This is a genomic window from Actinosynnema pretiosum, from assembly GCF_002354875.1.
Classification (GTDB): domain Bacteria; phylum Actinomycetota; class Actinomycetes; order Mycobacteriales; family Pseudonocardiaceae; genus Actinosynnema; species Actinosynnema auranticum.
Genome location: NZ_CP023445.1, coordinates 3067050 through 3092672, shown reverse-complemented (window position 1 = coordinate 3092672; position 25623 = coordinate 3067050). Strand labels below are relative to the sequence as shown.

9 protein-coding genes are annotated in these 25623 nt (G+C 75.5%); 6 read left to right on the top strand and 3 right to left on the bottom strand.

All coding sequences use genetic code 11. The features are described 5' to 3' along the window. The first annotated feature begins 389 nt into the window (after positions 1 to 389). From CNX65_RS13630 to CNX65_RS13615, 4 genes are all read left to right on the top strand, one after another. Complete coding sequence (locus CNX65_RS13630; RefSeq protein WP_096493122.1) at positions 390 to 1742, top strand: KamA family radical SAM protein; 1353 nt, start codon at positions 390 to 392, stop codon at positions 1740 to 1742. 91 nt (positions 1743 to 1833) lie between these two features. Continuing rightward, complete coding sequence (locus tag CNX65_RS13625) at positions 1834 to 3093, top strand: pyridoxal phosphate-dependent aminotransferase (protein WP_096493120.1); 1260 nt, start codon at positions 1834 to 1836, stop codon at positions 3091 to 3093. A gap of 26 nt (positions 3094 to 3119) precedes the next feature. Next, positions 3120 to 4046 carry an ACP S-malonyltransferase gene (locus tag CNX65_RS13620; protein ID WP_096493118.1) on the top strand — a complete coding sequence of 309 codons (927 nt, stop codon included), beginning with the start codon at positions 3120 to 3122 and terminating at the stop codon, positions 4044 to 4046. 110 nt (positions 4047 to 4156) lie between these two features. After that, the gene (locus tag CNX65_RS13615) at positions 4157 to 5680 is read left to right on the top strand and encodes an AMP-binding protein (protein WP_096493116.1); all 1524 of its coding nucleotides are present in this window, start codon (positions 4157 to 4159) and stop codon (positions 5678 to 5680) included. Positions 5681 to 5753: 73 nt separating this feature from the next. Here the strand turns inward: CNX65_RS13615 and CNX65_RS13610 are convergent, their stop codons facing one another. Continuing rightward, positions 5754 to 7343 (bottom strand): AMP-binding protein, encoded by a 1590-nt coding sequence (locus CNX65_RS13610; protein WP_096497767.1) that lies wholly within the window; start codon positions 7341 to 7343, stop codon positions 5754 to 5756. Between the two features lie 218 nt (positions 7344 to 7561). Here CNX65_RS13610 and CNX65_RS13605 point away from each other — a divergent pair, with 218 nt between their 5' ends. Both CNX65_RS13605 and CNX65_RS13600 read left to right on the top strand, forming a co-directional pair. Beyond that, positions 7562 to 7810 carry a phosphopantetheine-binding protein gene (locus CNX65_RS13605; RefSeq protein ID WP_015801511.1) on the top strand — a complete coding sequence of 83 codons (249 nt, stop codon included), beginning with the start codon at positions 7562 to 7564 and terminating at the stop codon, positions 7808 to 7810. 132 nt (positions 7811 to 7942) lie between these two features. Then, the gene (locus CNX65_RS13600; RefSeq protein WP_096493115.1) at positions 7943 to 8440 is read left to right on the top strand and encodes a hypothetical protein; all 498 of its coding nucleotides are present in this window, start codon (positions 7943 to 7945) and stop codon (positions 8438 to 8440) included. 14 nt (positions 8441 to 8454) lie between these two features. Here the strand turns inward: CNX65_RS13600 and CNX65_RS13595 are convergent, their stop codons facing one another. Together CNX65_RS13595 and CNX65_RS13590 are read right to left on the bottom strand one after the other, a co-directional pair. After that, complete coding sequence (locus tag CNX65_RS13595; RefSeq protein ID WP_096493114.1) at positions 8455 to 9345, bottom strand: proline iminopeptidase-family hydrolase; 891 nt, start codon at positions 9343 to 9345, stop codon at positions 8455 to 8457. 81 nt (positions 9346 to 9426) lie between these two features. Beyond that, on the bottom strand, positions 9427 to 25623 hold the full coding sequence (locus tag CNX65_RS13590) for a type I polyketide synthase (protein WP_096493113.1): 16197 nt from the start codon (positions 25621 to 25623) through the stop codon (positions 9427 to 9429).

Genomic DNA, 25623 nt, shown 5'->3' with positions numbered 1-25623 from the left:
AAGTCCCCCTACGGTCCCCCTAGCCGCCCGGCGACCGCCCCGCCCCACCCCCGACCCCGACCACCGGTCAGCGGAAGCCCTTACCTGGGAATTCGGCCGAGGTCGTGGGTGCGGGGCGGCGCGCACCGGCTGCGGGCGCGGGGCGGTGAGGGGTCGCGCAGGGGCCGCGCTAGGGGTTGCGCGGGGGCATTTCGCGCTTAAGGTCGCTCAGCGGAACCACCCGCGAACTTCCCCTCGTGCGTTCTCCGCGCGGTGCGCTCGCCTCGCGCCGCACTCGCCGCGCGCCGATCGGCGCGCGGTCGGACGCCCATTTCCCAGCACCGCGGTCTTTCCGCGCCGCGGCCGTTCGAGCGAAAAACCGGGAAGACCGAAACGGAAGGTGCTCGCGCATGTCCCTGCCGCTCGCCGTTCTCCCGGAGGCGCCCCGCTTCCGGTCGTTGGGGCCCCACCACGTCGACGAGGTCGCGGCCAGGTACGCGCCGCGCGCGGACCTGATGGAGGCGGTGCGGGTCATCTCGCAGGTGCTGCCGTTCCGGGTCAACGAGTACGTGCTCTCGCACCTGATCGACTGGGCCCGCGTGCCGGAGGACCCGATCTTCCAGCTGGTGTTCCCGCAGCGCGGGATGCTGGCCGAGGACGACGAGCGCGAGCTGACCGACCTGCTGCGCGCCAAGGACAAGCGCGGGCTGCGGCTGGCGGTCGAGCGGGTGCGCGGCGGGCTGAACCCGCACCCGGCCGGGCAGAAGGAGCTCAACGTCCCGGTGCTCGACGGGGAGGTGCTGCCCGGCGTGCAGCACAAGTACCGGGAGACGGCGCTGTACTTCCCGCAGCAGGGCCAGACCTGCCACGCCTACTGCACCTACTGCTTCCGCTGGGCGCAGTTCGTCGGCGACGCGGACCTGCGGTTCGCCGCGCCCGGCCCGGAGCTGCTGGTGCGCTACCTGCGCCAGCACCCGGCGGTGACCGACGTGCTGGTCACCGGCGGCGACCCGATGATCATGAGCACCGAGCGGTTGCGCACGCACCTGGAGCCGCTGCTGGCGGTCGACACGGTGCGCACGATCCGGATCGGCACGAAGTCGGTGGCCTACTGGCCGCACCGCTTCACCACCGACCCGGACGCGGACGAGGTGCTGCGCCTGTTCGAGCGCGTGGTGGCCTCGGGCCGCTCGCTGGCGGTCATGGCGCACTTCAGCCACCCGCGCGAGCTGGAGACCGACCAGGCCCGCGCGGCGCTCGCCCGGATCAGGGCGACCGGCGCGGTGGTGTACTGCCAGGCGCCGCTGATCAAGCACGTCAACGACGACTCGCGGGTGTGGGCCGACATGTGGCGCGGCGAGCTGTCGGCGGGCCTGGTGCCCTACTACATGTTCGTCGAGCGCGACACCGGTCCCCGCGAGTACTTCAAGGTGCCGCTGGCCCGCGCGGTCGACATCTTCCAGGGCGCCTACCGGACGCTGCCGGGCCTGGCGCGCACGGTGCGCGGCCCGAGCATGTCCGCCACGCCCGGCAAGGTGCTGGTCGACGGGATCGAGGACGCGCCGGACGGCAAGCACTTCCGGTTGCGGATGGTGCAGGCGCGCGTCCCCGAGCTGGTGGGCCGCCCGTTCCGGGCCCGGTTCTCGGAGACCGCGTCGTGGCTGAACGAGCTGGAGATCGACCCGTCGACGCCCGCCGACCTGCTGGCCGCCGTGACCAGCGCGGTCCCGAAGGCCGCGCCGCAGACCGCGGCGCTCGGCTGAGCGCCCCCTTCTCCGCGCTCGGCCGGGCGCCGCACCCCGGCGCCCGCACTCCCCCCGCGTTCCCCACTCCCCCACGACGAAAGGGCTCGGTGTGGCCGTCCGGAAGATCTCGCCCAACCTGGCGCTGGACCACCTGGTCTCGCTGCGCCAGGCCGCCGGTGAGCCGATCGTGCACCTGGGGTTCGGCGAATCGCGCCTGCCCGTGTTCCCCGGACTGGTGGAGCGGCTCGCCGAGGGCGCGGACCGCAACTCCTACGGTCCGGTGCCCGGCGCGCCCGGCGTGCTGCGGGCGTTCGCGGGCTACTGCGCCCGGCGGTCGCTGCCGACCGAGCCCGACCAGGTGGTCGTCGCCCCCGGCAGCAAGGCGCTGCTGCTGGCGCTCCAGCTGGTCGTGCCCGGCGACGTGCTGCTGGCGCAGCCGTGCTGGGTGACGTACGCGCCGCAGGCGGTGCTGGCGGGCAAGCGGGTGTTCGGGGTGCCGGTGCCCGCCGAGTGCGGTGGCGTGCCGGACCCGGACGCGCTGCGCGAGCGGGTGCGGCGGGCCCGCGCCGAGGGCGGCGACCCGCGCATCGTCATCCTGACCTCGCCGGACAACCCGACCGGCACCACCGCCCCGGCGGACCTGGTGCGGCGGATCTGCGCCGTCGCCGAGGAGGAGGACCTCCTGCTGGTGTCCGACGAGATCTACCGGGACGTCATCCACGACCCGGACTTCGAGTACCTCAGCCCCGCCGAGGTGTCGCCCTCGCGCACCGTCGTCATCACCGGGCTGAGCAAGAGCCTGGCGCTGGGCGGCTGGCGGATCGGCGCGGCCCGCTTCCCCGCCGACGAGGCCGGGCGGCGGATGCGCGCGGACGTGGCGTCGGTGGCCAGCGAGGTGTGGTCGACGCTGGCGGGCCCGATGCAGGCGGTCGCCGAGTACGCGTTCGACGAGCCCGCCGAGCTGGTGGCGCGGCGCGACGCGGACGCGCGGCTGCACGGCGCGGTGGCGCGGGCGGTGTGGCGGATCGCCGAGGACGCGGGCGCGCTGACCCGGCGGCCCACGGGCGGGTTCTACGTGTACCCGGACTTCGAGCCGCTGCGCGAGCCGCTGGCCCGGCGCGGGGTCGTGGACGGGGAGACGCTGCAGGCGCACCTGCTCACCGAGTCCGGGGTGGCGGTGCTGGCGGGCGTGCACTTCGGCGACGACGCGCGGGCGCTGCGGTTCCGGGCGGCGACGAGCGTGCTGTACGGCGGCACCCGCGAGGAGCAGCACGCGGCGATGGCCGCGGCGGACCCGACGGCCGTGCCGCACGTGGCCGAGTCGCTGGCCGCGATCGAGCAGGCGTTCACCAAGCTGAGCGCGGGCTGAGCCGGTCCGGGATGAGGGAGTCTGGGATGAGCGTGCCGACCGCGATCGCGTTCCCCGGCATGGGGCCGGTGCAGTTCGCCGACGTCGCGAAGTTCATGCTGGTCAACCGGTTCGCGCGCGAGCTGGTGGGCGTGGCGGACGAGGTGCTGGGCGTCGACCTGTTCGCCGCGCTGCGCGAGAGCGGCTCGGACTACTCGGCGGCGGCGCAGGTGGGGTTCCTGGTGAACTGCCTGGCGCTGGCCCGGTGGGCCGAGCACGAGCACGGGTTCGCGCCGGAGCTGGTGACCGGGGCGAGCTTCGGCGGCAAGGCGGCGGCGGTGCACTCCGGGGCGCTCAGCGCCGAGGAGGGCATCTGGCTGACGGCCGAGCTGGTGCGGGTGGAGACCGAGTACTTCGCCGCCGAGCACGGCGACGTGGTGACGCTGTCGTTCGCCCGCACCCCGCAGGACGTGCTGGACGCGGCGCTGGCGGAGCTGGACGACTGGCACGAGCTGTCGTGCCGGGTGGACGTGGACTTCGCGATGGTCTCGCTCAAGCGCGACCGGGTGGGCTGGTTCTCCGACCGGCTGCGCGCGGCGGGCGGGCTGCCGCTGTACGAGATGGACCCGCCGCTGCACGTGAGCCTGTTCGGCGGGCTGCGGGACCGGATCGAGCGGGAGCTGCTGTCGCAGGTCACCTTCCGCGACCCGGCGGTGCCGGTGGTGGCCGACCAGGACGGGTCGGTGCGCACCACCGCCGAGGGCGTGCGGGCGGTGCTGCTCGACGGCGTGGTGCGGACGGTGCGGTGGCCGTCGGTGGTCGAGGCGCTGCGCGAGCGCGGCGTGGAGCGGCTGTGCGTGGCGGGGCAGGACTCGCTGTTCGGGCGGGTCGCGTGCACCAGGGACAACTTCGAGGTGCTGGCGGCGACGCCACGACTGGCCACGCGGCCGTACAAGCGGCCCGCGCTGGTGTGAGCCGGCTGCTGTGACCGGGCTGCTGTGACCTGGCTGCTGTGACCGGGCTGGCCTGACCGGGCTGCCGTGACCGCGCGGTTCCGATCGCGCCAGAGGATTTGGGAGGACACATGGCCCTGCGCGAGACCGACCCCGTGCTGCACGCGCGCTTCCTGCGCGGGCTGGCCGCCAACCCGGACGGGGTGGCGCTGCGGCTGCCGGACGGGCGGGAGGTCGCCTACCGGGAGCTGCACGAGCTGGCCCTGTCCTGGGCCGGGGCGCTGTGGGCGGCGGGCAGCCCGCCGGTGGTGGGCGTGCTGGCGGACAAGACCCTGGAGTCGTACGCGGGCCTGCTCGCGGTGCTCTACTCCGGGGCGACCGCCGTGCCGCTGCACCCGGAGTTCCCGGCCTCCCGCACCCGCAGGATGCTCGACGCGGCCGGGGTGTCCGCGCTGCTGGTGGACGAGGCCGGGCTGACCGCGCTGGAGGCCCTGGGCCCCGAGTCGGCGATCCCGGCGTACGCGCCGCTGGCCGCGCACGTGGGCGACCACAAGTTCCTGCCCGACGCCGACCCGCTGGACGCGCCGGTCGACGTGCGCCCGGAGTCGACCGCCTACGTGCTGTTCACCTCGGGCTCGACCGGCCGCCCGAAGGGCGTGCCGACCACGCACGCGAGCGCCGACCACTACTTCACCGTGATCGAGGAGCGGTTCGACTTCACCTCGGCCGACCGGTTCTCCCAGTCGTTCGACCTGAACTTCGACTGCGCGGTGTTCGACCTGTTCTGCGCCTGGGGCGCGGGCGCGCAGCTGCACCCGATCCCCGGCGCGGCCTACCGGGACCTGCCCGCGTTCGTGGCCGAGCGGGGCCTGACGGTGTGGTTCTCCACCCCGTCGGCGATCACGCTGGTGCGCCGCCTCGGCGGGCTGGGCGCGGGGTCGATGCCGGGGCTGCGGTGGAGCCTGTTCGCGGGTGAGGCGCTGCGCCAGGCCGACGCGCAGGACTGGTTGGCGGCGGCGTCCGGGTCGGGGCTGGAGAACATCTACGGCCCCACCGAGCTGACCATCACCATCACCGGCTACCGCTGGGGCCCGGACTCGCCCTCCCTGTGCCTGAACGGGCTCACCCCGATCGGCGAGGTGCACGCGGGCCACGACTGGCTGCTGCTGGGCGAGGACGGCGAGCCGGACGGCGTGGAGGGCGAGCTGTGCGTGACCGGCGCGCAGCTCACCGCGGGCTACCTCGACCCGTCCGACGACGCGGGCCGGTTCCTGGAGCACGACGGGCGCCGCTGGTACCGCACCGGCGACCGGGTGCGCAGGCACCCGGACGGCACGCTGGTGTACCTGGGCAGGCTGGACTCGCAGGTGCAGCTGGCCGGGTGGCGGGTGGAGCTGGCCGAGGTGGAGCACGCGCTGTGCGGGTGCGACGGGGTGCTGGACGCGGTCGCGGTGACCCGGCAGGCCGGGGACGGGCTGGAGCTGGTGGTGTACTACACCGGGTCGCCCACGCCCGCGCGGCTGCTGTCGCGGGAGCTGCGGGACGTGCTGCCCAAGGGCATGGTGCCGCGCGACTACCGGCACGTGGCCGAGTTCCCGCTCAACTCCAACCGCAAGGTGGACCGGGGCGAGCTGGCCCGGATGGCCGCGAGCTGACGAAACGCACCAGCTCCACCACGGCGAAGGCCCCGACTCCCAGCGGAGTCGGGGCCTTCGCCGTTGCTCGTGGTCAGCGCTTGCCGCCCTTGGCGAGCAGCGCGGCCCGGTCGACCTTGCCGTTGGCGGTGGTGGGCAGCTCGTCGAGCACCTGGACCTTCTGCGGCACCATGTAGTCCGGCAGCGCCTCCATGCAGAACGCCTTGAGCTCCAGCTCCTCCAGCTCCGCGACGCCCGCCGACAGGGTCACGTACAGCACCAGCACCGGTTCCCGCTCGGCGAGGGGCAGCAGCACGGCGGTGGCCGCCGCGACGCCGGGGAAGTCGGTGGCGCGGCGCTCGATCTCGCCCAGCTCCACCCGGTTGCCCCGGATCTTGACCTGCGAGTCGGCGCGCCCGACGAAGTACAGCTCGCCGTCCTCGCCGAGGCGGCCGAGGTCGCCGGTGCGGAACACGACCTGGCCGGAGCGCGGGTTGAGCGGGTCGGGCACCAGGGCGCGGGCGGTGGCCTCGGGGTCGTCCCAGTAGGCGGTGAACAGGGCGCCGCTGCGCAGGTGGATGTGGCCGACCGCGCCGACCTCGAAGACCGCGCTGCCGTCCTCGTCGTCGATGAGGGTCATCTCGGCGCCGGGGTGGGCGTGCCCGATGGACAGCTCCTCCACGTCCGGGCCGAGCGGGTCGGGGACGTCGGTGAAGGAGGCGGCGACGGACTCGGAGCTGCCGAAGCAGTTGACGATCCGCAGGCCCGGCAGCACCTCGCGCAGGGTCCGCAGCTCGGGGAGCGGGAACTTCTCGCCGGAGTAGAGGATGCCCCTGATGCCGCGGCCCAGCTCGCCGAGCAGCTCGGTCTCGTGCTTGAGGACGGGGCGCCAGATCGACGGGACGCCGTCCACCTGGGTGGCGCGCGAGTCGTGCAGGAACTGCAGGAACCGGCGCGGCCAGCGCAGCAGGTCGCGCGGCACGGGGACGACGGACGCGCCGCTGCCGAGCGCGAGGCCGATGTCCAGCAGGGAGAAGTCGAACTGGAGCGGCGGGGTGGTGGCGACCCGGTCCTCGGCGGAGACGATGCCGTGGGCGAGCATCCCCCGGAAGAAGGCCAGGATCGCGCGGTGGCTCATCACGACGCCCTTGGGGCGGCCGGTGGTGCCCGAGGTGAAGATCATGTACGCCGGGTCGGCGGGGGTGATCTCCCTGCGGTGCCGGATCCGGGGCAGCGGCGCGCGGTCGACGGTGAGCCCGTCCGGGCCGAACCGGGCGAGCCCGACCGTCTCGGGGAGGCCCTCGCGGCGGCCGGTGTCGGACTGGAGGTGCAGGGCGGGCTCGACGGTGTCGACGATGGCGCGCAGGCGTTGCGCGGGGGTTTCCGGGCTGACCGGGATGTAGGTCAGGCCGAGGGTCGAGCACGCCAGGAGGGCGGTGATGGACCAAGGCGTGGTGTCGGACTCCAGGATGACCCGGTCGCCGACGTCCAGCCCCAGCTCGTCGAGCTGCGCGGCGAGCGCGGTGACCCGGCGCTCCAGCTGCCGGTAGGAGATCGTGCCGACCTCGCCGTTGGCGCACTCGACGACCGCGGGCGCCTCGGGGGTCAGCCGGGCTCCCGCGAGCAGGAATTCGTGCAGCGTCCCGACTGATTCCTGCGCGCGCGCGAACACTTCTCGGACCATGCTCCGGAACACCTCTCAACCACCGTCGAAGGCAAAGGGCGAAAAGACTCGCCACGACGCTATCAGCGCAGGTAGGAGACCCAGCCCCGAGTCAAACCCCTAGCGGCCCCCTAACCGGTGGATTCACCCCCCGACCTGACGCGGAAATCATTCCGGAGGGGTTTTCCCGGTGCTAGCTTCGGGATGAGCCGGACCATTGACCCGTGAGGTGGAAGTCCATGTGGGACCAGCGTTTCGAGGAGATCCTGCGCAAGCACCTGCCGTTCGCCGAGCCGGGCGACGAGCTGGCCGAGGACGCGGACCTGCGCGACCTCGGCCTGGACTCGCTGGCGATGGTGGACCTGCTGGCGGACCTGGAGAAGGGCTTCGCGGTGCGCTTCCGCGACGACGCCCTGAAGGCCGAGACGTTCCGCACGCCGAGCACGCTGTGGGCGGCGCTGTCGGGGTTGCTGGAGCCGTCGGCCTGAGCGGGGGCGGCACGCCGCCGGGCTGAGCGCCCGACGCGGAAGGGGGAGGTCCCGGTCGGGACCTCCCCCTTCGCCGTGCGCCGTGCGGCGTGCGCATAACCTCGGACCGGAACCGGATCACCGCGGAGATCGATGAAGGTCGGCACGAAACTCGTCGTCATCGCCACCGCCGTCGCGGCGGTGGCGGCCGGGGCGGTCTGGGCGCTGCTCGACGAGGTGCGGGAGCACGAGGCGCCCCTGGACCCCGCTGCGCTCATCGAAGCGACCACGGTGACCGACTTCAGACGTGTGACGGTGGTCGACCAGACCCTCCCCGCAGAACTGGTGTCCTACGCGATCTTCGTGGGCCCGAGGACCGCAGCCGCCCCCGACGTCCGCATAGCCGACCGCGACGAGCCCTTCACCGCCGGGGCGACCGTGCCCGAGGAGTGGCAAGGAGCGCTCGAAGAGGTGTCGAACGCCCGGCTGCGCGCCGATTGCTGGTCGGACGTCCTGCGCTTCCTACCCGGTCAGCCACCAGATGAGCAGTTGAAGTCGTGGAAGGTCGAGGAGTCCGAAGTTTCCGACGCACGACTTGGAAAGAAGGACATCATCTACGTTCGGATCGTCTGCGGCCGGGAGAGGCGCTGAAGGGCGCCGTCCCCCTACAACCCCTTCAAGAACTCCACCAGCACCCGGTGGAAGTGCTCCGGGTTCTCCGCGTGCGGCAGGTGGCTGGAGTCCGGGATCACCTCGTAGCGGGCGCCGGGGATCAGCTCGTGGAACGGGGCGGTGGCGCCCTCGGTGATCTCGTCGTGCTCGCCGCGCAGCACCAGGGTGGGCGCGGTGATGTCCGGCAGGAGCGGGATCACCGAGTGGTCCTTGAGGGTGCCGGTGATGTGGAACTCGTTGGGGCCGTTCATGGTCCCGTACACCGTCGGGTCCGCGGAGATCTCCAGCAGGCTCGCCTCCAGCTCCGCGGGCACGGGCTGGACCCGGCACACGTGGCGCCGGTAGAAGACCTCGCTGGCCGATCGGTACTCCGCGCTGTCGGTGGTGCCCGCGGCCTCGTGGCGCAGCAGGCGCTCGTTGACCACCGGTGGCAGGGTCTTGCGCAGCTCCACCAGCTCCTCGATCCACAGCGGGTACGAGGCGGGCGCGTTGGCGATCACCAGGCCCTTCAGGCCCTCCGGCCTGCGGGCCGCCCACTCGGCGGCCAGGACTCCGCCCCAGGACTGTCCGAACAGGACGTTGCGGTCGGTGATCCCCAGCGCTTCGAGCAGGTTCTCCAGCTCGTCCAGGAACAGCTCGGACGTCCAGAAGTCCGCGCCCCGGTCCCGCAGGTGCGTGGAGCCGCCGTTGCCGAGCTGGTCGTAGTGCACCACCGGCCAGCCGTCGTCGACCAGGCGGGTCAGCGGCAGCAGGTAGTCGTGGGTGCTGCCGGGACCGCCGTGCACCGCGACGACCGGCGGGCGGTCCGCGTCCAGGTCCCCGGTGACCCGGTACCACGTGCGGTACGGCCCGAACGGCACCGTTCCCTTGGCGCTGGGGACCATCAGGTCGCACTTCCCCTCGTGAGAAAACCCCGGTGTGACAAGGAGGAGGGGGCGCGCCGACCGGCGCGCCCCCGGTCCCGCCTACAGCTCGCGCGACCAGTCGCGGACCGCGTCGGCGGTGCCCTCGACGGTCGACTCCATCATCGTGAAGTGGTCGCCCGGCACCTCGACCAGCCGGTGCGGCCCCTCCCAGACGGCCCGCCAGGTGCCGTCGCCCTCCTCGCCGGTCAGCGACTCCTGCGGGCGGACGAACAGCACGGGCGCGGCCAGCTCGGCCACCGGGCAGCCCGGCAGCAGCTCCGAGTAGCGGCCCATGGCGGAGAGCCGGGCGCTGCCGAACTCGCCGAACTCGGACTCCCGCGCCAGCAGCGAGTTCATCATGGCCCCGAAGAACGTGGCCGAGGTGTCGCCGGTGGTCGGGTAGGTGTCCAGCAGCGCGACCCCGGCGGGGCCGTGCCCGTCGCGCTCCAGCAGCGCCGCCGTGGCCTGCGCGAACAGGCCGCCGGAGGAGTAGCCGACCAGCACGTACCGGCGCCCCTGCTCGGCGATCGGGCGGATCGCCTCGGCGAAGTGCTCGGCCGCCGCGGCGGCGGTGGCGGGCAGCGCCTCACCGCGCTGGAAGCCGGGCGTGGGCAGCACCAGCACGTCCCGCTCGTCCCGGAACCGGGCGGCGAAGCGGGCGTACTGCTGCGGCCCGCCGAGCGCCATCGGCGAGGCGAAGCACACGATCACCGGCCCGTCACCGCCGCTGGACAGCCGCACCGGCGGCTGGACCGGCCCGGCCTCCGCGACGCTCTCGAACGAGTCGCGGACGTGCGCCGCCGCGCTGATCAGGGCGAGGCCCTGGGCGACCCGGCCCGCGTCGACGGCCTGCCGGAACAGGGCGCTGAGCGTGTCCTCGCCCGACTCGGCGCGGGTGGGCGCGGCCTGGGCCGCGCCCGCGGGCGCCGAGGCCAGCTCGACCCGCAGGTGCGCGGCGAGCAGGGCGGGCGTGCCGTGGTCGAACACCACCGACGTGGGCAGCTGCAGGCCGGTCGCGGCGCCGACGGCGTTGCGCAGCTCCACGGCGGTCAGCGAGTCGAGGCCCAGCTCCACGAACGCCCGGTCCGGCTCGACCGAGTCGGCGCCGTCGTAGCCGAGCACCGAGGCCGCGCAGGCGCGCACCAGCAGCCGCAGCCGCTCGTCCTGGCCCTCGTCGTCCAGCCCGGCGAGCGCCCTGCGCAGGGCCTCCGGGTCGGCGCCGGCCTGGCCGCCGCCGGTGGTTCCGGCGCGGCGGGTGGGCAGCAGGCCGGCCAGGATCGGCGGGACCTGGCCGGGCGCGGCGTCCTTGAGGTCGAACCGGACCGGCGCGACCACGGGCGTGGGCAGCGCGCACGCCGCGTCGAACAGGGCCAGGCCCTCGGGTTCGGCCAGCGGCAGCACGCCGCCGCGCGCCATGCGGCCCCGGCCGGAGTCGCCGAGCGCGCCGGTCATGGCGCTGTCGGCGGCCCACAGGCCCCAGGCCAGGGACTGGGCGGGCAGGCCCGCCGCCCTGCGGTGCGCGGCCAGCGCGTCCAGGAAGGCGTTGGCCGCCGCGTAGTTGGCCTGCCCCGCGCCGCCGAGCAGGCCGGAGGCGGAGGAGAACAGCACGAACGCGGTCAGGTCGGTGGCCAGCTCGGTGGTCAGCTCGTGCAGGTTGAGCGCCGCGTCGACCTTGGGGCGCAGCACCGCGTCGACCCGCTCGGGGGTGAGCGAGGCGAGCACGCCGTCGTCGAGCACGCCTGCGGTGTGCACGACGGCGGTGACCGGGTGGGTGGCCAGCAGGGCGGCCAGGGCGTCCCGGTCGGCGGCGTCGCAGGCGAGGACGTCGACCCGCGCGCCGAGCCCGGTCAGCTCCTCGACCAGCTCGGTGGCGCCGGGCGCGGCCGGGCCGCGCCTGCTGGCCAGCACCAGCCGCCGCACGCCGTGCGCGTCGACCAGGTGCCGGGCGACCAGCGCGCCGAGCGCGCCGGTGCCGCCGGTGACCAGCACGGTGCTGTCGGCGTCGAACGAGCCGCTGGGCTCGCCGACCGCGACCGCCCGCGCCAGCCGCGCGGCCCGCAGCTCGCCGCCGCGCGCCACCAGCTGCGGCTCGCCGGACGCGAGCGCCTTCGGCAGCGCGCGCGCCGACTCGTCCTCGCCGTCCAGGTCGACCAGGACGATCCGGTCGGGGTTCTCGGACTGGGCGGAGCGGGTCAGGCCCCACACGGCCGCGTTGACCGGGTCGGAGCCGTCCTGCGCGCCCGCGGTGAGCACGAGCAGCCGGGACGCCGCGTGGCGGGGTCCGGCCAACCACGCCTGGAGGGTGGCGAGCGCGCGGTGGGCGGCGGCCTGGACGGCGGCGGCGTCGAGCGGGCCGCCGGGGGCGAACTGGACCACGACCACGTCGGGCGCGGCCGTGTCGTCGGTGGCGTGGCCGAGGGCGGTCAGGTCGGTGTGCGCCTCCACCTCGCAGCCCTGCGCCTTGAGCGCCGCGCCGACGCGCAGGTCGTCGCCGCCGAGCAGGGCCCAGCGGCCGGTGACCGGTTCGGCGGTGACCCGCGCGGGGACCCAGTCCAGGTGGTGCAGGGCGTCGCTGCGCGGGGCGGTGCGGCCGGTGAAGGGGCGCAGCGCCAGCGAGCGCACCGAGACCACCGGGGACCCGGTGTCGTCGGCCAGCTCCAGCGCGGCCTCGTCCCGGCCGAGCAGGGTGATCCTGGCCCGCAGCGCGCCCGCGCCCTCGGCGTGCTGGGCGACGCCGGAGAAGGTGAACGGGAGCGCGGTGGGCGCGTCGGCGCCGCGCAGCAGGCCGATGGCCTGGACGGCGGCGTCGAACGCGGCCGGGTGCAGGCCGAACCCGCGGGCGTCGGCGGCGGCGCCGCCGGGAAGGGCGATCTCGGCGAACAGCTCGTCGTCCCCGGCCTGCCAGACCCGGCGCAGGCCCTGGAACACCGGGCCGTACACCAGCCCGGCCTCGGCCATCTCCGGGTAGAGGCCGTCGACGTCCAGCTCGGTGGCGCCGGGCGGCGGCCACTCGCCGAGCGCGACGCCCGGCTCCGGCGCGTCGGGGACCAGGACGCCCTCGGCGTGCGTGGTCCACGGGTCGTCGTCGGCCGCGTCCTGCTCCCGGCCGTGCACGGTGACCGCGCGGTGGCCGTTCGCGTCCGGGGCGGAGACGCTGACCTGGACGCTGACCCCGTCGTCCTCGGGCAGCACCAGGGGCGCGTGCAGGGTCAGCTCGGCCAGCGCGCCGCAGCCGACCCGCTTGCCCGCCTGGAGGGCGAGTTCGACCAGCCCGGTGCCGGGCAGCAGGACCGCGCCGCCGACGGCGTGGTCGAGCAGCCACGGGTGGGCGTGCCGGGAGAGCAGACCGGTGGCGAGCAGGCCGCCGGTGCCGGGGAGGGTGGTGGTGGCGGCCAGCAGGGGGTGCGCGGTGGCGCGCAGGCCGGTGGAGGTGACGTCGCCGCCCTCGGTGGAGCCGTCCATCCAGTAGCGCCTGCGCTGGAACGCGTAGGTGGGCAGGTCGACGCGACCGGCGCGGCGACCGGCGTAGAACGCGGTCCAGTCCGCCGACGCGCCGGTGACGTGCAGCCTGGCCAGCGCGGTGGCGGCGGTGGTGGCCTCGTCGTGGCCCCTGCGCTGGGCCGGGACGAGGGTGGCGGTGGTGCGGTCGGCGGCGAGGCCGGTGAGCACGCCGTCCGGGCCGACCTCCACGAACCTGGTGGCGCCCGCCGACTCCAGCGCGCCGAAGGCGTCGTCGAAGCGGACGGCCTGGCGCACGTGCCGCACCCAGTAGTCGGCGGTGACCAGGTCGCCGCCGGTGGCGGGCGCGCCGGTCACGGTGGACACGACGGTGATCACCGGCTCGTGGTAGGCGATCTTGTCGGCGACCTCGCGGAACTGCGCGAGCATCGGCTCCATGAGCGGCGAGTGGAAGGCGTGCGAGACGCGCAACCGCTTGCTGCGCCTGCCTTCCAGCGCGGCGGCGACCTGCCCGACCGCGTCCTCGGCGCCGGACACGACCACCGAGGTGGGGCCGTTGACGGCGGCGATGCTGACCCGCTCGTCCAGCAGCGGGAGGACTTCCGCCTCCGCGGCCTCGACGGCGAGCATCGCGCCGCCGGACGGCAGGGCCTGCATCAGCCTGCCGCGCGCGGCGACCAGCTTGCACGCGTCCACCAGCGAGAGCACGCCCGCGACGTGCGCGGCGGCGATCTCGCCGATGGAGTGCCCGGCCAGGAAGTCCGGTCGCACGCCCCAGGACTCCAGCAGCCGGTACAGCGCCACCTCGAACGCGAAGATCGCCGGCTGGCTGTACCCCGTGCGGTCCAGCAGCTCCTGGTCGTCGCCCAGCACGACCTGGTCGAGCGGGCGGTCGAGCAGCGGGTCGAAGTGGCCGCAGATCACCTCGAACGTCTCGCGGAAGACCGGGAACGCCTCGCGCAGCCCGCGCCCCATGCCGATCCGCTGCGCGCCCTGCCCGGTGAACAGGAACGCGAGCTTGCCGGTGGTGGTGCGGCCCCGCGCGGTGGTCGGGGTCGGCGTGCCGTCCAGCAGGGCGCGCAGCCCGGCGAGGAGCTCGGCGCGGTCGCCGCCGACGACGGCGGCCCGGTGCTCCAGCGCGGCCCTGCGGGTCGCGGCGGCCAGCGCGACCTCCACGTCGTCGTGCGGCGCGCCGTCCACGAACGCCAGCAGGCGCTCGGTCTGGTCGCGCAGGGCCTCGGCGGACTTCGCCGACACCACCAGGGCGACCGGGGCCGCGACCTGGTCGGCGGTCTGGGCGGCGGGCGCCTCGGGGGCCTGCTCGGCGAGGTCGGGGGCCTGTTCGACGATGACGTGCGCGTTGGTGCCGCTGATGCCGAAGGACGACACGCCCGCGCGGCGCGGACGGCCGGTCTCGGGCCACGGCCGGGCCTCGGTCAGCAGCTCGACCGCGCCCTCGCCCCACTCGACCTTCGCCGACGGCTCGTCCACGTGCAGCGTCTTCGGGATGGCGCCGTGCCGCATGGCCATGACCATCTTGATGATGCCCGCGACCCCGGCGGCGGCCTGGCTGTGGCCGATGTTGGACTTGATCGAGCCGAGCAGCAGCGGCTCGGGCCGGTCCTGGCCGTAGGTGGCGATGAGGGCCTGCGCCTCGATCGGGTCGCCGAGCGAGGTGCCGGTGCCGTGCGCCTCCACGGTGTCCACTTCGGACGGTCGCAGTCCGGCGTTCGCCAGCGCGGCGCGGATGACGCGCTGCTGCGACGGCCCGTTGGGCGCGGTGAGCCCGTTGGACGCGCCGTCCTGGTTGACCGCCGTGCCGCGCACGACCGCGAGCACCTGGTGCCCGTTGCGGCGCGCGTCGGAGAGCCGCTCCACGACCAGCGCGCCGACGCCCTCGGACCAGCCGGTGCCGTCCGCGCCGGAGGCGAAGGACTTGCAGCGCCCGTCGGGGGCGAGGCCGTTCTGGCGGGAGAACTCCACGAACGTCTCGGGCGTGGACATGACGGTCACGCCGCCGACGACCGCGAGCGAGCACTCCCCCGACCGCAGGGCCTGCGCCGCGAGGTGCAGCGCGACCAGCGACGAGGAGCACGCGGTGTCCACGCTGACGGCCGGGCCTTCGAGGCCGAAGGTGTAGGAGATGCGGCCGGTGACGACGCTGCCCGCGTTGTGGCCGGTCAGGTAGTCGTGGTACATGACGCCGGCGAACACGCCGGTGGGGCTGCCCTTGAGGGTGGCCGGGTCGATGCCCGCCCGCTCGAACGCCTCCCACGAGGTCTCCAGCAGCAGCCGCTGCTGCGGGTCGATCAGCACGGCCTCGCGGGGGCTGATGCCGAAGAACTCGGCGTCGAACTGGGCCGCGTCGTGCAGGAAGCCGCCCTGCGCCACGTAGGTGGTGTCGGGCCGGGTGCGCGTCGGGTCGTGCAGCCTGCGCACGTCCCAGCCCCGGTCGGTCGGGAACGGGCCGATCGCGTCGACGCCGCCGTCGACCAGCGCCCACAGGTCCTCGGGCGAGCGGACGCCGCCGGGGTAGCGGCAGGCCATGCCGACGATGACGACCGGGTCGTCGCCGGTGGTGGCGCGGACCGGCGCGGCGGTGCGCTCGGCGGGCGCGCTGCCCGCCAGCTCGGCCAGGACGTGCTGGGCGAGCACGCGCGGCGACGGGTGGTCGAACACCAGGGTGGTGGGCAGCCGCAGCCCGGTGGCGGCGGAGACCGCGTTGCGGAACTCGACGGCGGTGAGCGAGTCGAAGCCCAGCTCCTGGAACGCCCGGTCGGGGTCGACGGCGGTGGCGGAGGCGTGACCGAGGACGGCGGCGGCCTGCGCGACGACGACGTCGAGCACGGCTTCGAGGGCCTGCTCCGCGCCGAGGCCCGCGACCCGCTCGGCCAGCTCACCGGTGGGCGCGGCGCCCGCGGCGGCGGTGCGGCGGGTCGGACCGGCCAGCGCGCGCCACAGCGGGGCGAGCGCCTCGCCCTGGTTGCGCAGCCCGGCGGGCTCGACGCGGACCGGGGCGACGAGCGCGCGACCGGAGGCGAGCGCGGCGTCGAACAGGGCGACACCGTCCTCCTCGGACAGCGCGAGGACGCCGCCGCGCGCCATGCGGGCGATGGCCTCGGCGTCCAGGCCGCCGGTCATGGAGCTGCCGTCCAGGTCCCACAGGCCCCAGGCGATCGAGGTGGCGGGCTGGCCGTTGGTCCTGCGGTGCTGGGCCAGGGCGTCCAGGTAGGCGTTGGCCGCGGCGTAGTTGCCCTGGCCGGGCGCGCCGAGCACGCCGGAGAGCGAGGAGAAGACGACGAACGCGGACAGGTCACCGGTCAGCTCGTGCAGGTTCCAGGCGGCGTCGGCCTTGGGGCGCAGCACGGTGTCCAGGCGCTCGGGGGTGAGCGCGGTGACGACGCCGTCGTCGAGCACACCGGCGGCGTGCACGACGGCCGACACCTCGACGCCGGTCAGGGCCTCGGCGAGCGCGTCCCGGTCGGCGGCGTCGCACGCCGTGAGCGCCACGCGGGCGCCCGCCGACTCCAGCTCCGCGACGAACTCGGCGGCGCCCTCGGCGGCCAGGCCCCGGCGGCTGAGCAGGACCAGGTCCCGCACGCCGCGCACGGCCACCAGGTGCCGGGAGATGACCTTGCCGAGCGCGCCGGTCGCGCCCGTGACCACGACCGCGCCGGAGCCGAAACCGGGGTCCTCGGCCTCCGCGGGCGGGGTGGCGCGGACGAACCGGGGGTAGTGGCCGACCCCGTCGCGGAAGACCACCTGCGGCTCGCCGGAGGCCAGCGCCAGCGGCAGGGCCCGCTCCAGGTCGGTCCAGTCGTCCAGGTCCACCAGCAGGAACAGGTCGGGGTTCTCGGCCTGCGCGGTGCGCACCAGGCCCCACACCGCCGCACCGGCCAGGTCGGGGGCGGCCTCGCCGCGCACCGACACCGCGCCCTCGGTCACCACGACCAGGTGCGAGGCGGCGAACCGGTTCTCCGACAGCCAGGTCTGGAGCACCGCGAGCACCCGGTGGACCTCGGCGCGCGCCGAGTCCGGGTCGGCGCAGCCCGCGATGGGCAGCACCACGACGCCCGGCGCCTCGGCGCCCACCTCGCCCCACGCGGTCCAGGTGACCGGGTCGGCGCCGCCCTGGTCGAGGGCGGTCCAGCCGACCTCCAGCAGCGAGCCCCGGCCGGTGGTGGCCCGCGCGCCCTCGCGGGCCTGGCGCAGCGCCAGCGCGTCGACGGTGAGCACGGGCGCGCCGGTCGGGTCGGCGACGGCGAGCGCGACGGCGTTGCCGGTGGGCGTGACGCGCACCCGCACCGACGAGGCGCCGGTGGCGTGCACGGCGACCCCGTTCCAGGCGAACGGGAGCGTGGCGGCCTGGTCCTCGCCTCGGGTGAGCGCGATGGCGTGCAGGGCGGCGTCGAGCAGGGCCGGGTGCACCTCGTAGCCGGAGGCGTCGACCTCCTCGGGCAGGGCGACCTCGGCGAACACCTCGTCGCCGAGCCGCCAGGCCGCGCGCAGGCCCCGGAACGCCGGGCCGTACTCCAGCCCGGCGGACGCCAGGCCGTCGTGCAGGCCGTCGAGGCCGACCGCCTCGGCGCCCGCGGGCGGCCACTCGGTGAGCGCGGCCCCGGCGGGCGCGGCGGGGGCCAGCACGCCGGTCGCGTGGCGGGTCCACGGGTCGCCGGGGGTGGCGTCGTCGCGCGAGTGCACGGCGATGACCCTGCGGCCGGTCTCGTCCGGCGCGTCCAGGGTGACCTGCACCTGCAGGGCGGCGTCGTCCGGCAGCGCGAGCGGCGCGGCGAGCGCCAGCTCCTCCACCGAGCCGCAGCCGACGGCCGCGCCGGCCCTGGTGGCGAGTTCGAGGAAACCGGTGCCGGGGAACAGGACCGCGCCGCTGACGCGGTGGTCGGCCAGCCACGGGTGGGTGCGGGTGGAGAGCCTGCCGGTGAGCACGACGGCGCCGGAACCGGCGAGGGCCATGGCCGCGCCGAGCAGCGGGTGGTCGGTGGCGTCCATGCCCGCGCCGACCGGGTCGCCGACGACGGCCGGGTCGTCCATCCAGAACCGCTCGTGCTGGAAGGCGTAGGTGGGCAGGGCGACGCGGCGCGCGCCGCGCCCGGCGAAGAACGCGGCCCAGTCGACGGGGACGCCGTGCGCGTGGACCTGGGCGAGGGCGGTGACCAGCGCGGTGGTCTCGGCGCGGTCGCGGCGCTGGGCCGCGACGAGGGCGGCCCGCTCGGCGGTGGCCTGGGCCAGGCCGGTGAGCACGCCGTCCGGGCCGACCTCCAGGAACCGGGTGGCGCCGCGCGCGGTCAGCTCCCGGACGCCGTCGGCGAACCGGACGGCCTGGCGCACGTGCCGCACCCAGTAGTCGGCGGTGACCAGGTCCTCGCCGGTGGCGAGCGCGCCGGTGACGGTGGAGACGACGGCGGTCTTGGGGACGTGGAAGGCGATCGTGGCGGCGACCTCGCGGAACTGCGCGAGCATCGGCTCCATCAGCGGCGAGTGGAAGGCGTGCGAGACGCGCAACCGCTTGGTGCGGCGGCCTTCCAGCGCGGCGGCGATCTCGTCCACCGCGTCCTGCGCGCCGGAGAGCACCACGGTGGTCGGGCCGTTGACGGCGGCCAGGCCGACCTCGTCGGTGAGCAGCGGGAGGACTTCCTCCTCGGTGGCCTCGACGGCGAGCATCGCGCCACCGGGCGGGAGCGCCTGCATCAGCCTGCCGCGCGCGGCGACCAGCGTGCACGCGTCCTCCAGGGAGAACACCCCGGCGACGTGCGCGGCGGCGATCTCGCCGATGGAGTGCCCGGCCAGGAAGTCCGGTCGCACGCCCCAGGACTCGAGCAGCCGGTACAGCGCCACCTCGAACGCGAAGATCGCCGGCTGGCTGTACCCGGTGCGGTCCAGCAGCTCCTGGTCGTCGCCGAGGACGACCTCGGCGAGCGGGCGGTCGAGTTCGTGGTCGAACAGCGCGCAGGCGGTGTCGAACGCGGCCCGGAACACCGGGAACGCCGCGCGCAGCTCGCGGCCCATGCCGACCCGCTGGGAGCCTTGGCCGGTGAACAGGAACGCCAGCGCGCCGTGCGCGGCGGTCCCCCGCACGAGGGCGGGCGAGGTGTCGCCGTCGACCAGGGCGCGCAGCCCGGCGAGCAGCTCCTCGCGGGTCTCGCCGACGACCACCGCCCGGTGGTCCATGCCCGAGCCGGGGCGCATGACGGCCAGCGAGTGGGCCAGGTCGAGCGGCTCGACGCCCCGCTCCACCAGCGGGACCAGCCGCGCGGCCTGGTCGGGCAGCGCGCTCGTGGCGCGGGCCGACAGCAGCCACGGCAGCGGCGTGGCGGGCAGGACCGGGGTGGTCGGCGCGGCGGGCGCGGCGACCTCGGGGGCCTGCTCGACGATGACGTGCGCGTTGGTGCCGCTGATGCCGAACGAGGAGATGCCCGCCCGGCGCGGGCGGCCGGTCTCGGGCCAGGCCAGCGCGTCGGTGAGCAGCTCGACCGCGCCCGCGCTCCAGTCGACGTGCGTGGACGGCTCGTCCACGTGCAGGGTCTTGGGGATCACGCCGTGGCGCATCCCCATGACGACCTTGATGATGCCCGCGACGCCCGCGGCGGCCTGGGTGTGGCCGAGGTTCGACTTGATCGAGCCGAGCCGCAGCGGCTCGTCCCGGTCCTGGCCGTAGGTCGCCAGGAGCGCCTGCGCCTCGATGGGGTCGCCGAGGGTGGTGCCGGTGCCGTGCGCCTCCACCGCGTCCACATCGGACGGTCGCAGGCCCGCGTTCGCGAGCGCCTGCCGGATGACGCGCTGCTGCGAGGGGCCGTTGGGCGCGGTGAGCCCGTTGGACGCGCCGTCCTGGTTGACCGCCGTGCCGCGCACGACGGCCAGGACCTCGTGCCCGTTGCGGCGGGCGTCCGAGAGCCGCTCCAGCACCAGCACGCCGACGCCCTCGGACCAGCCGGTGCCGTCGGCGGCGTCCGCGAACGGCTTGCAGCGCCCGTCGGGGGCCAGTCCGCGCTGGCGGGAGAACTCCACGAACATCTCCGGCGTCGCCATGACGGCCACGCCGCCCGCGAGCGCCAGCGAGCACTCCCCCGACCGCAGCGCCTGCGCGGCCAGGTGCAGCGCGACCAGCGAGGACGAGCACGCGGTGTCCACGCTGACCGAGGGGCCTTCGAGGCCGAAGGTGTAGGAGACGCGGCCGGTGACGACCGCGCCGGAGCTGTGGCCGGTGACGTAGTCGTGGTACATGACCCCGGCGAACACGCCGGTCGAGCTGCCCTTGAGCGAGGCCGGGTCGATGCCCGCCCGCTCGAACGCCTCCCACGAGGTCTCCAGCAGCAACCGCTGCTGCGGGTCCATGATCACGGCCTCGCGCGGGCTGACCCCGAAGAAGCCGGGGTCGAACAGGGCCGCGTCGTCCAGGAACCCGCCCTGCGCCACGTAGGTGGTGTCGGGCCGGGTCGAGTGCGGGTCGTGCAGCTTGGCGACGTTCCAGCCCCGGTCGGCGGGGAACGGGCCGATCGCGTCGCGGCCGTCGAGCAGCAGCTCCCACAGGTCCTCGGGCGAGCGCACCCCGCCGGGGTAGCGGCAGGCCATGGAGACGATGGCGATCGGGTCGTCGTCGGCGCGCTTGGTGGCCACGACCTCGGCCTGCCCCGCCGAGCCGGACAGCTCGGTGAGCAGCAGCTCGACCAGGGCCAGCGGGGTCGGGTGGTCGAAGACCAGCGTGGCGGGCAGCCGCAGGCCGGTCTCCGCGCCGAGGCTGTTGCGCAGCTCCACGGCGGTGAGCGAGTCGAAGCCGAGGTCCTGGAAGGCGCGGGCCGGGTCGACCGCCTCGGGCGAGCCGTGGCCCAGCACCGAGGCGACCCTGGTGCGCACGAGGGTCAGGACGGCGGCGCGGCGCTCCTCGTCGGTCAGGCCGGTGAGGCGGCGGGCCAGCTCCGAGCCGGTCGCGGCCGTCGCGGACCCGGCGCGCCGGGCGCGGCGGCGCACCAGGCCGTCGAAGGCGAGCGGGGCGTCGTCGCCGAGGGCGCGCAGGGCCCGCAGGTCGAGCCGGGCGGCGACGACGGCGGGCGCGGCGGCGGAGGTGGCGGCGTCGAGCAGGGCCATGCCCTCCTCGGCCGACAGCGGCAGGACGCCGTTGCGGGACATGCGGGCGAGGTCGCCCGCGTCGAGCGTGCCGGTCATGGCGCTCTCGACGCCCCACAGGCCCCAGGCGATCGCGGTGGCGGGCAGGCCGCTGCCGCGGCGGTGCTGGGCCAGGGCGTCCAGGTAGGCGTTGGCGGCGGCGTAGCTCGCCTGGCCGGGCGCGCCGAGCACGCCGGAGAGCGAGGAGAAGACGACGAACGCGGACAGGTCACCGGTCAGCTCGTGCAGGTTCCAGGCGGCGTCGACCTTGGGGCGCAGCACGGCGTCCACGCGGGTCTCGTCCAGCGCGGTCACCACGCCGTCGGCCACGACCCCGGCCAGGTGCACGACGGCCGAGACGTCGACGCCGTCGAGCGCCTCGGCGAGCGAGTCCCGGTTGGCGGCGTCGCACGCGGTGAGCGCCACGCGGGCGCCCTGCGCTTCCAGTTCGGCCACGAGCTCGGCGGCGCCCTCGGCGTTCGGGCCGCTGCGGCTGAGCAGGACCAGGTCCCGCACGCCGCGCGCGGCCACCAGGTGGCGGGAGACGATCCGGCCGATGGCGCCGGTCGCGCCGGTCACCACGACCGCGCCCGAGCCGAACCCGGCCTGCCCGATGGCGTCGGGCTGGGTGGCGTCAGGTTGGGCGGCGTCGGGCTCGGTGGCCAGGCGGGCGGCGGAGAGCACGCCGTCGCGCCAGGTCAGCTGCGGCTCGCCGGAGGCCAGCGCGAGCGGCAGCGCCCGCGCCAGGTCGGCGGCGGGCACGTCGAGCAGCACGAACCGGTCCGGGTTCTCGGCCTGCGCCGACCGCACCAGGCCCCACACCGCCGCGGCGGCCAGGTCGACGACCTCGTCGCCGACCGCGCCCTCGGTGACCACGGCCAGCCGCGAGGCGGCGAACCGGTCCTCGGTCAGCCAGGTCTGGAGCACGGCGAGCGCGCGGTGCACCTCGGCGCGCGCGGACTCGGGTTCGACGCCGCCTGCCACCGGCAGCACCACCACGGGCGGCACGTCCTGGCCGAGCGCGTCCCAGGTGGTCCACTCCACCGCGTCGGCGTCGGCGGTCACCACCGGCTTCCAGCCCAGCACGCGCAGCGGCGAGCGGCCTGCGGCGGCCGGGTTCGGGGCGGTGGTGGCGCGCAGCACCAGCGAGTCCACGGTCAGCACGGGCGCGCCGGTCGGGTCGGCGGCCAGCACCTCCACCCCGCCGAGCGCGGCCGGGGCGAGGCGCACGCGCAGGCCGGACGCGCCGGTGGCGTGCACGGTCGCGCCGGTCCAGGCGAACGGCAGGCCCCGGTGCTCCTCCAGCGCGCCGAGGCCGAGCGCCTGCAGGGCGGCGTCCAGCAGCGCCGGGTGCACGCCGAACCGCTCGGCGCCGTCCGGGTCGGGCAGCTCGACCTGCGCGAACAGCTCGTCACCGCGCTTCCAGGCCGCGCGCAGGCCCCGGAACGCGGGCCCGTAGTCCATGCCGCCCTCGGCCAGCCGCTCGTGCAGGCCGTCCAGCTCGATCGCCTCGGCGTCCGCGGGCGGCCACTGGGTCAGCTCGAAGTCGGCCCTGCGGCGGGACTGGGACAGCAGGCCGGTGGCGTGCGGGACCCACGGGGCGTCGGCGTCGCCGTCGTCGGCGCGCGAGTGCACCTCGAACGCGCGGGCGCCGGTGTCGTCGGGCGCGCCGACCGCGATCTGCACGCGGACCGCGCCGCGCTCGGGCAGCACCAGCGGCGCGGCGAGCGCCAGCTCCGCCACGGAGCCGCAGCCCAGGTCCTCGCCGACGCGGGCGGCCAGCTCCAGGAAACCGGTGCCGGGGAACAGGACCGAGCCCGCGATGACGTGGTCGGCCAGCCACGGGTGGGTGCGGGTGGAGAGCCTGCCGGTGAACACCGCTCCCCCGGACCCGGCCAGGGTGGTGGCCGCGCCGAGCAGCGGGTGGTCGGTGGAGTCCAGGCCCGCGGCGGTGACGTCGCCGGTCGCGGTGGCGGACTCGATCCAGAACCGCTCGCTCTGGAACGCGTAGGTGGGCAGGTCGACGCGGTGCGTGGCGCGGCCGGAGAAGACCGCCGACCAGTCGACGGGCACGCCGACGACGTGCGCCTGCGCGAGGGCGGTGACCAGGGCGGTGGTGTCGGGGCGGTCGCGGCGCTGGCTGGCGATGAGCGCGGACTGCTCGGCGGTGGCCTGGGCCAGGCCGGTGAGCACGCCGTCCGGGCCGACCTCGAGGAAGCGGGAGACGCCCTGGGCGCGCAGGAAGGCGACGCCGTCGGCGAAGCGCACGGCCTGGCGGGCGTGCCGGACCCAGTAGTCGGGGGTGGTCAGGTCCGCGCCGGTGGCGAGCGCGCCGGTGACCGTGGAGACGACGGCCGTGGTGGGCGCGTGGAAGGTGAGGGAGGCCGCGACCGCGCGGAACTCCTCCAGCATCGGCTCCATCAGCGGCGAGTGGAACGCGTGCGAGACGCGCAACCGCTTGGTGCGACGGCCTTCCAGCTTGGCGGCGACGGCGTCGACCGCGTCCTCGGCGCCCGAGACGACGACGGAGGTGGGGCCGTTGACGGCCGCGATGCTGACCCGCTCGTCCAGCAGGGGGAGGACTTCCTCCTCCGTCGCCTCGACGGCGAGCATCGCGCCACCGGACGGCAGCGCCTGCATCAGCTTCCCGCGCGCGGCGACCAGCGTGCAGGCGTCCTCCAGGGAGAGCACGCCCGCGACGTGGGCCGCCGCGATCTCACCGATCGAGTGCCCGGCCAGGAAGTCCGGCTTCACGCCCCAGGACTCCAGCAACCGGAACAGCGCCACCTCGAACGCGAACAGCGCGGGCTGGCTGTACCCGGTGCGGTCCAGCAACTCCTGGTCGTCACCGAGCACGACCTCGGCCAGCGGCCGGTCCAGCAGCGGGTCGAACAGCGCGCAGGTGGCGTCGAAGGACTCGCGGAACGCCGGGAACGCCTCGCGCAGCCCGCGCCCCATGCCGGTGCGCTGCGAGCCCTGGCCGGTGAACAGGAACGCGGTGCGGCCCGCGTCCACGGCGCCGCGCACGGCGTTCGCGGACAGCTCCCGCAACCGGGCTGCGGTGTCGGCGGTGTCGTCCACCAGCAGCACGGCGCGGTGCTCCATGGCGGAGCGGGTGGTGGCCAGCGCCGCCGCCACGTCCACGGCGGCGGTCGCCGGGTCCAGCCCGTCGGCCAGGCGCGCGGCCTGCGCGTCGAGCGCGGCGGCGGTGCGGGCCGACAGCAGCCACGGCACCGGCGCCCCCTCGGGCCAGCCGGTCCCCGGCTCGGGGTCCTGCGCGGGGTCGGCCTGCTCGACGATGATGTGCCCGTTGGTGCCGCTGACGCCGAACGAGGAGACGGCGGCGCGGCGCGGGCGGTCCAGGGCGGGCCACGGCTTGGACTCGCCCAGCAGCTCGATGTGCCCGGCCGACCAGTCCACGTGGCTGGAGGGCGTGCCCAGGTTCAGGGTCTTGGGCAGCACGCCGTGGCGCACCGCCATGACGGCCTTGATGATGCCGCTGACGGCCGCCGCGGCCTGCGCGTGGCCGATGTTGGACTTGATCGAGCCCACCCACAGCGGGTGCTCCGCGGTGCGCTCGCGGCCGTAGGTCGCCAGCAGCGCCTGCGCCTCGATGGGGTCGCCGAGGGTGGTGCCGGTGCCGTGCGCCTCCACCAGGTCGACCTCGGTGGAGGACAGGCCCGCGTTGGCCAGCGCCTGCAGGATCACCCGCTGCTGCGAGGGCCCGTTGGGGGCGGTGAGGCCGTTGGAGGCGCCGTCCTGGTTGAGGGCGGAGCCGCGCACGACCGCGAGGACCTCGTGGCCGTTGCGGCGCGCGTCGGAGAGCCGCTCCAGCAGCAGCACGCCGACGCCCTCGCCCCAGCCGGTGCCGTCCGCCTCGTCGGAGAACGGCTTGCAGCGCCCGTCCGGGGCCAGGCCGCGCTGGCGGGAGAACGCGACGAACGCGCCCGGCGTGGACATGACCGTGACACCGCCCGCGAGCGCCAGCGAGCACTCGCGCTCGCGCAGCGCCTGCGCGGCCAGGTGGATCGCGACCAGCGCCGAGGAGCAGGCCGTGTTGACGGTCAGCGACGGGCCCTCCAGGCCCATGGCGTAGGAGACCCGGCCGGAGATCACCGCGGAGGTGCTGCCGGTGCTCATGTACGCCTCGACCTCGTCGGGCAGGTCGGTGAGCCGGTCCCAGTAGTCCTGCCCGCCGCAGCCGAGGTAGACGCCGACCTGCTTGCCGCGCAACGAGTCCGGGTCGATCCCGGCCCGCTCCACGGTCTCCCAGGAGGTCTCCAGGACGATCCGCTGCTGCGGGTCCATGGCCAGGGCCTCGCGCGGGGAGATGCCGAAGAAGCCCGCGTCGAAGTCGGTGGCGTCGTGGACGAACCCGCCCTCGCGGACGTAGCTGGAGCCCGGCCGCTCCGGGTCGGGGTCGATCAGGGCCTCGGTGTCCCAGCCCCGGTCCTCGGGGAACGGGGTGATCGCGTCCACCCCGTCGGCGACGAGGTTCCACAGGTCCTCGGGCGAGCGCACCCCGCCGGGGAAGCGGCAGCCCATGGCCACGATGGCGATCGGCTCCTGGTCCTCGGACTCGGCCTCGCGCAGGCGCTGGCGCGTCTGGTGGAGGTCTGCGGTCACCTTCTTCAGGTAGCCCAGGAGCTTCTCTTCGTTCGCCATCGTGGTCCTCACCAA

Bases quoted from the DNA above. Each gene is read 5' to 3' on its own strand.
- CNX65_RS13595 (WP_096493114.1), bottom strand. From the start codon at position 9,345: ATGGTCCCCAGCGCCAAGGGAACGGTGCCGTTCGGGCCGTACCGCACG.
- CNX65_RS13615 (WP_096493116.1), top strand. From the start codon at position 4,157: ATGGCCCTGCGCGAGACCGACCCCGTGCTGCACGCGCGCTTCCTGCGC.
- CNX65_RS13620 (WP_096493118.1), top strand. From the start codon at position 3,120: ATGAGCGTGCCGACCGCGATCGCGTTCCCCGGCATGGGGCCGGTGCAG.
- CNX65_RS13605 (WP_015801511.1), top strand. From the start codon at position 7,562: ATGTGGGACCAGCGTTTCGAGGAGATCCTGCGCAAGCACCTGCCGTTC.
- CNX65_RS13630 (WP_096493122.1), top strand. From the start codon at position 390: ATGTCCCTGCCGCTCGCCGTTCTCCCGGAGGCGCCCCGCTTCCGGTCG.
- CNX65_RS13600 (WP_096493115.1), top strand. From the start codon at position 7,943: ATGAAGGTCGGCACGAAACTCGTCGTCATCGCCACCGCCGTCGCGGCG.
- CNX65_RS13610 (WP_096497767.1), bottom strand. From the start codon at position 7,343: ATGGTCCGAGAAGTGTTCGCGCGCGCGCAGGAATCAGTCGGGACGCTG.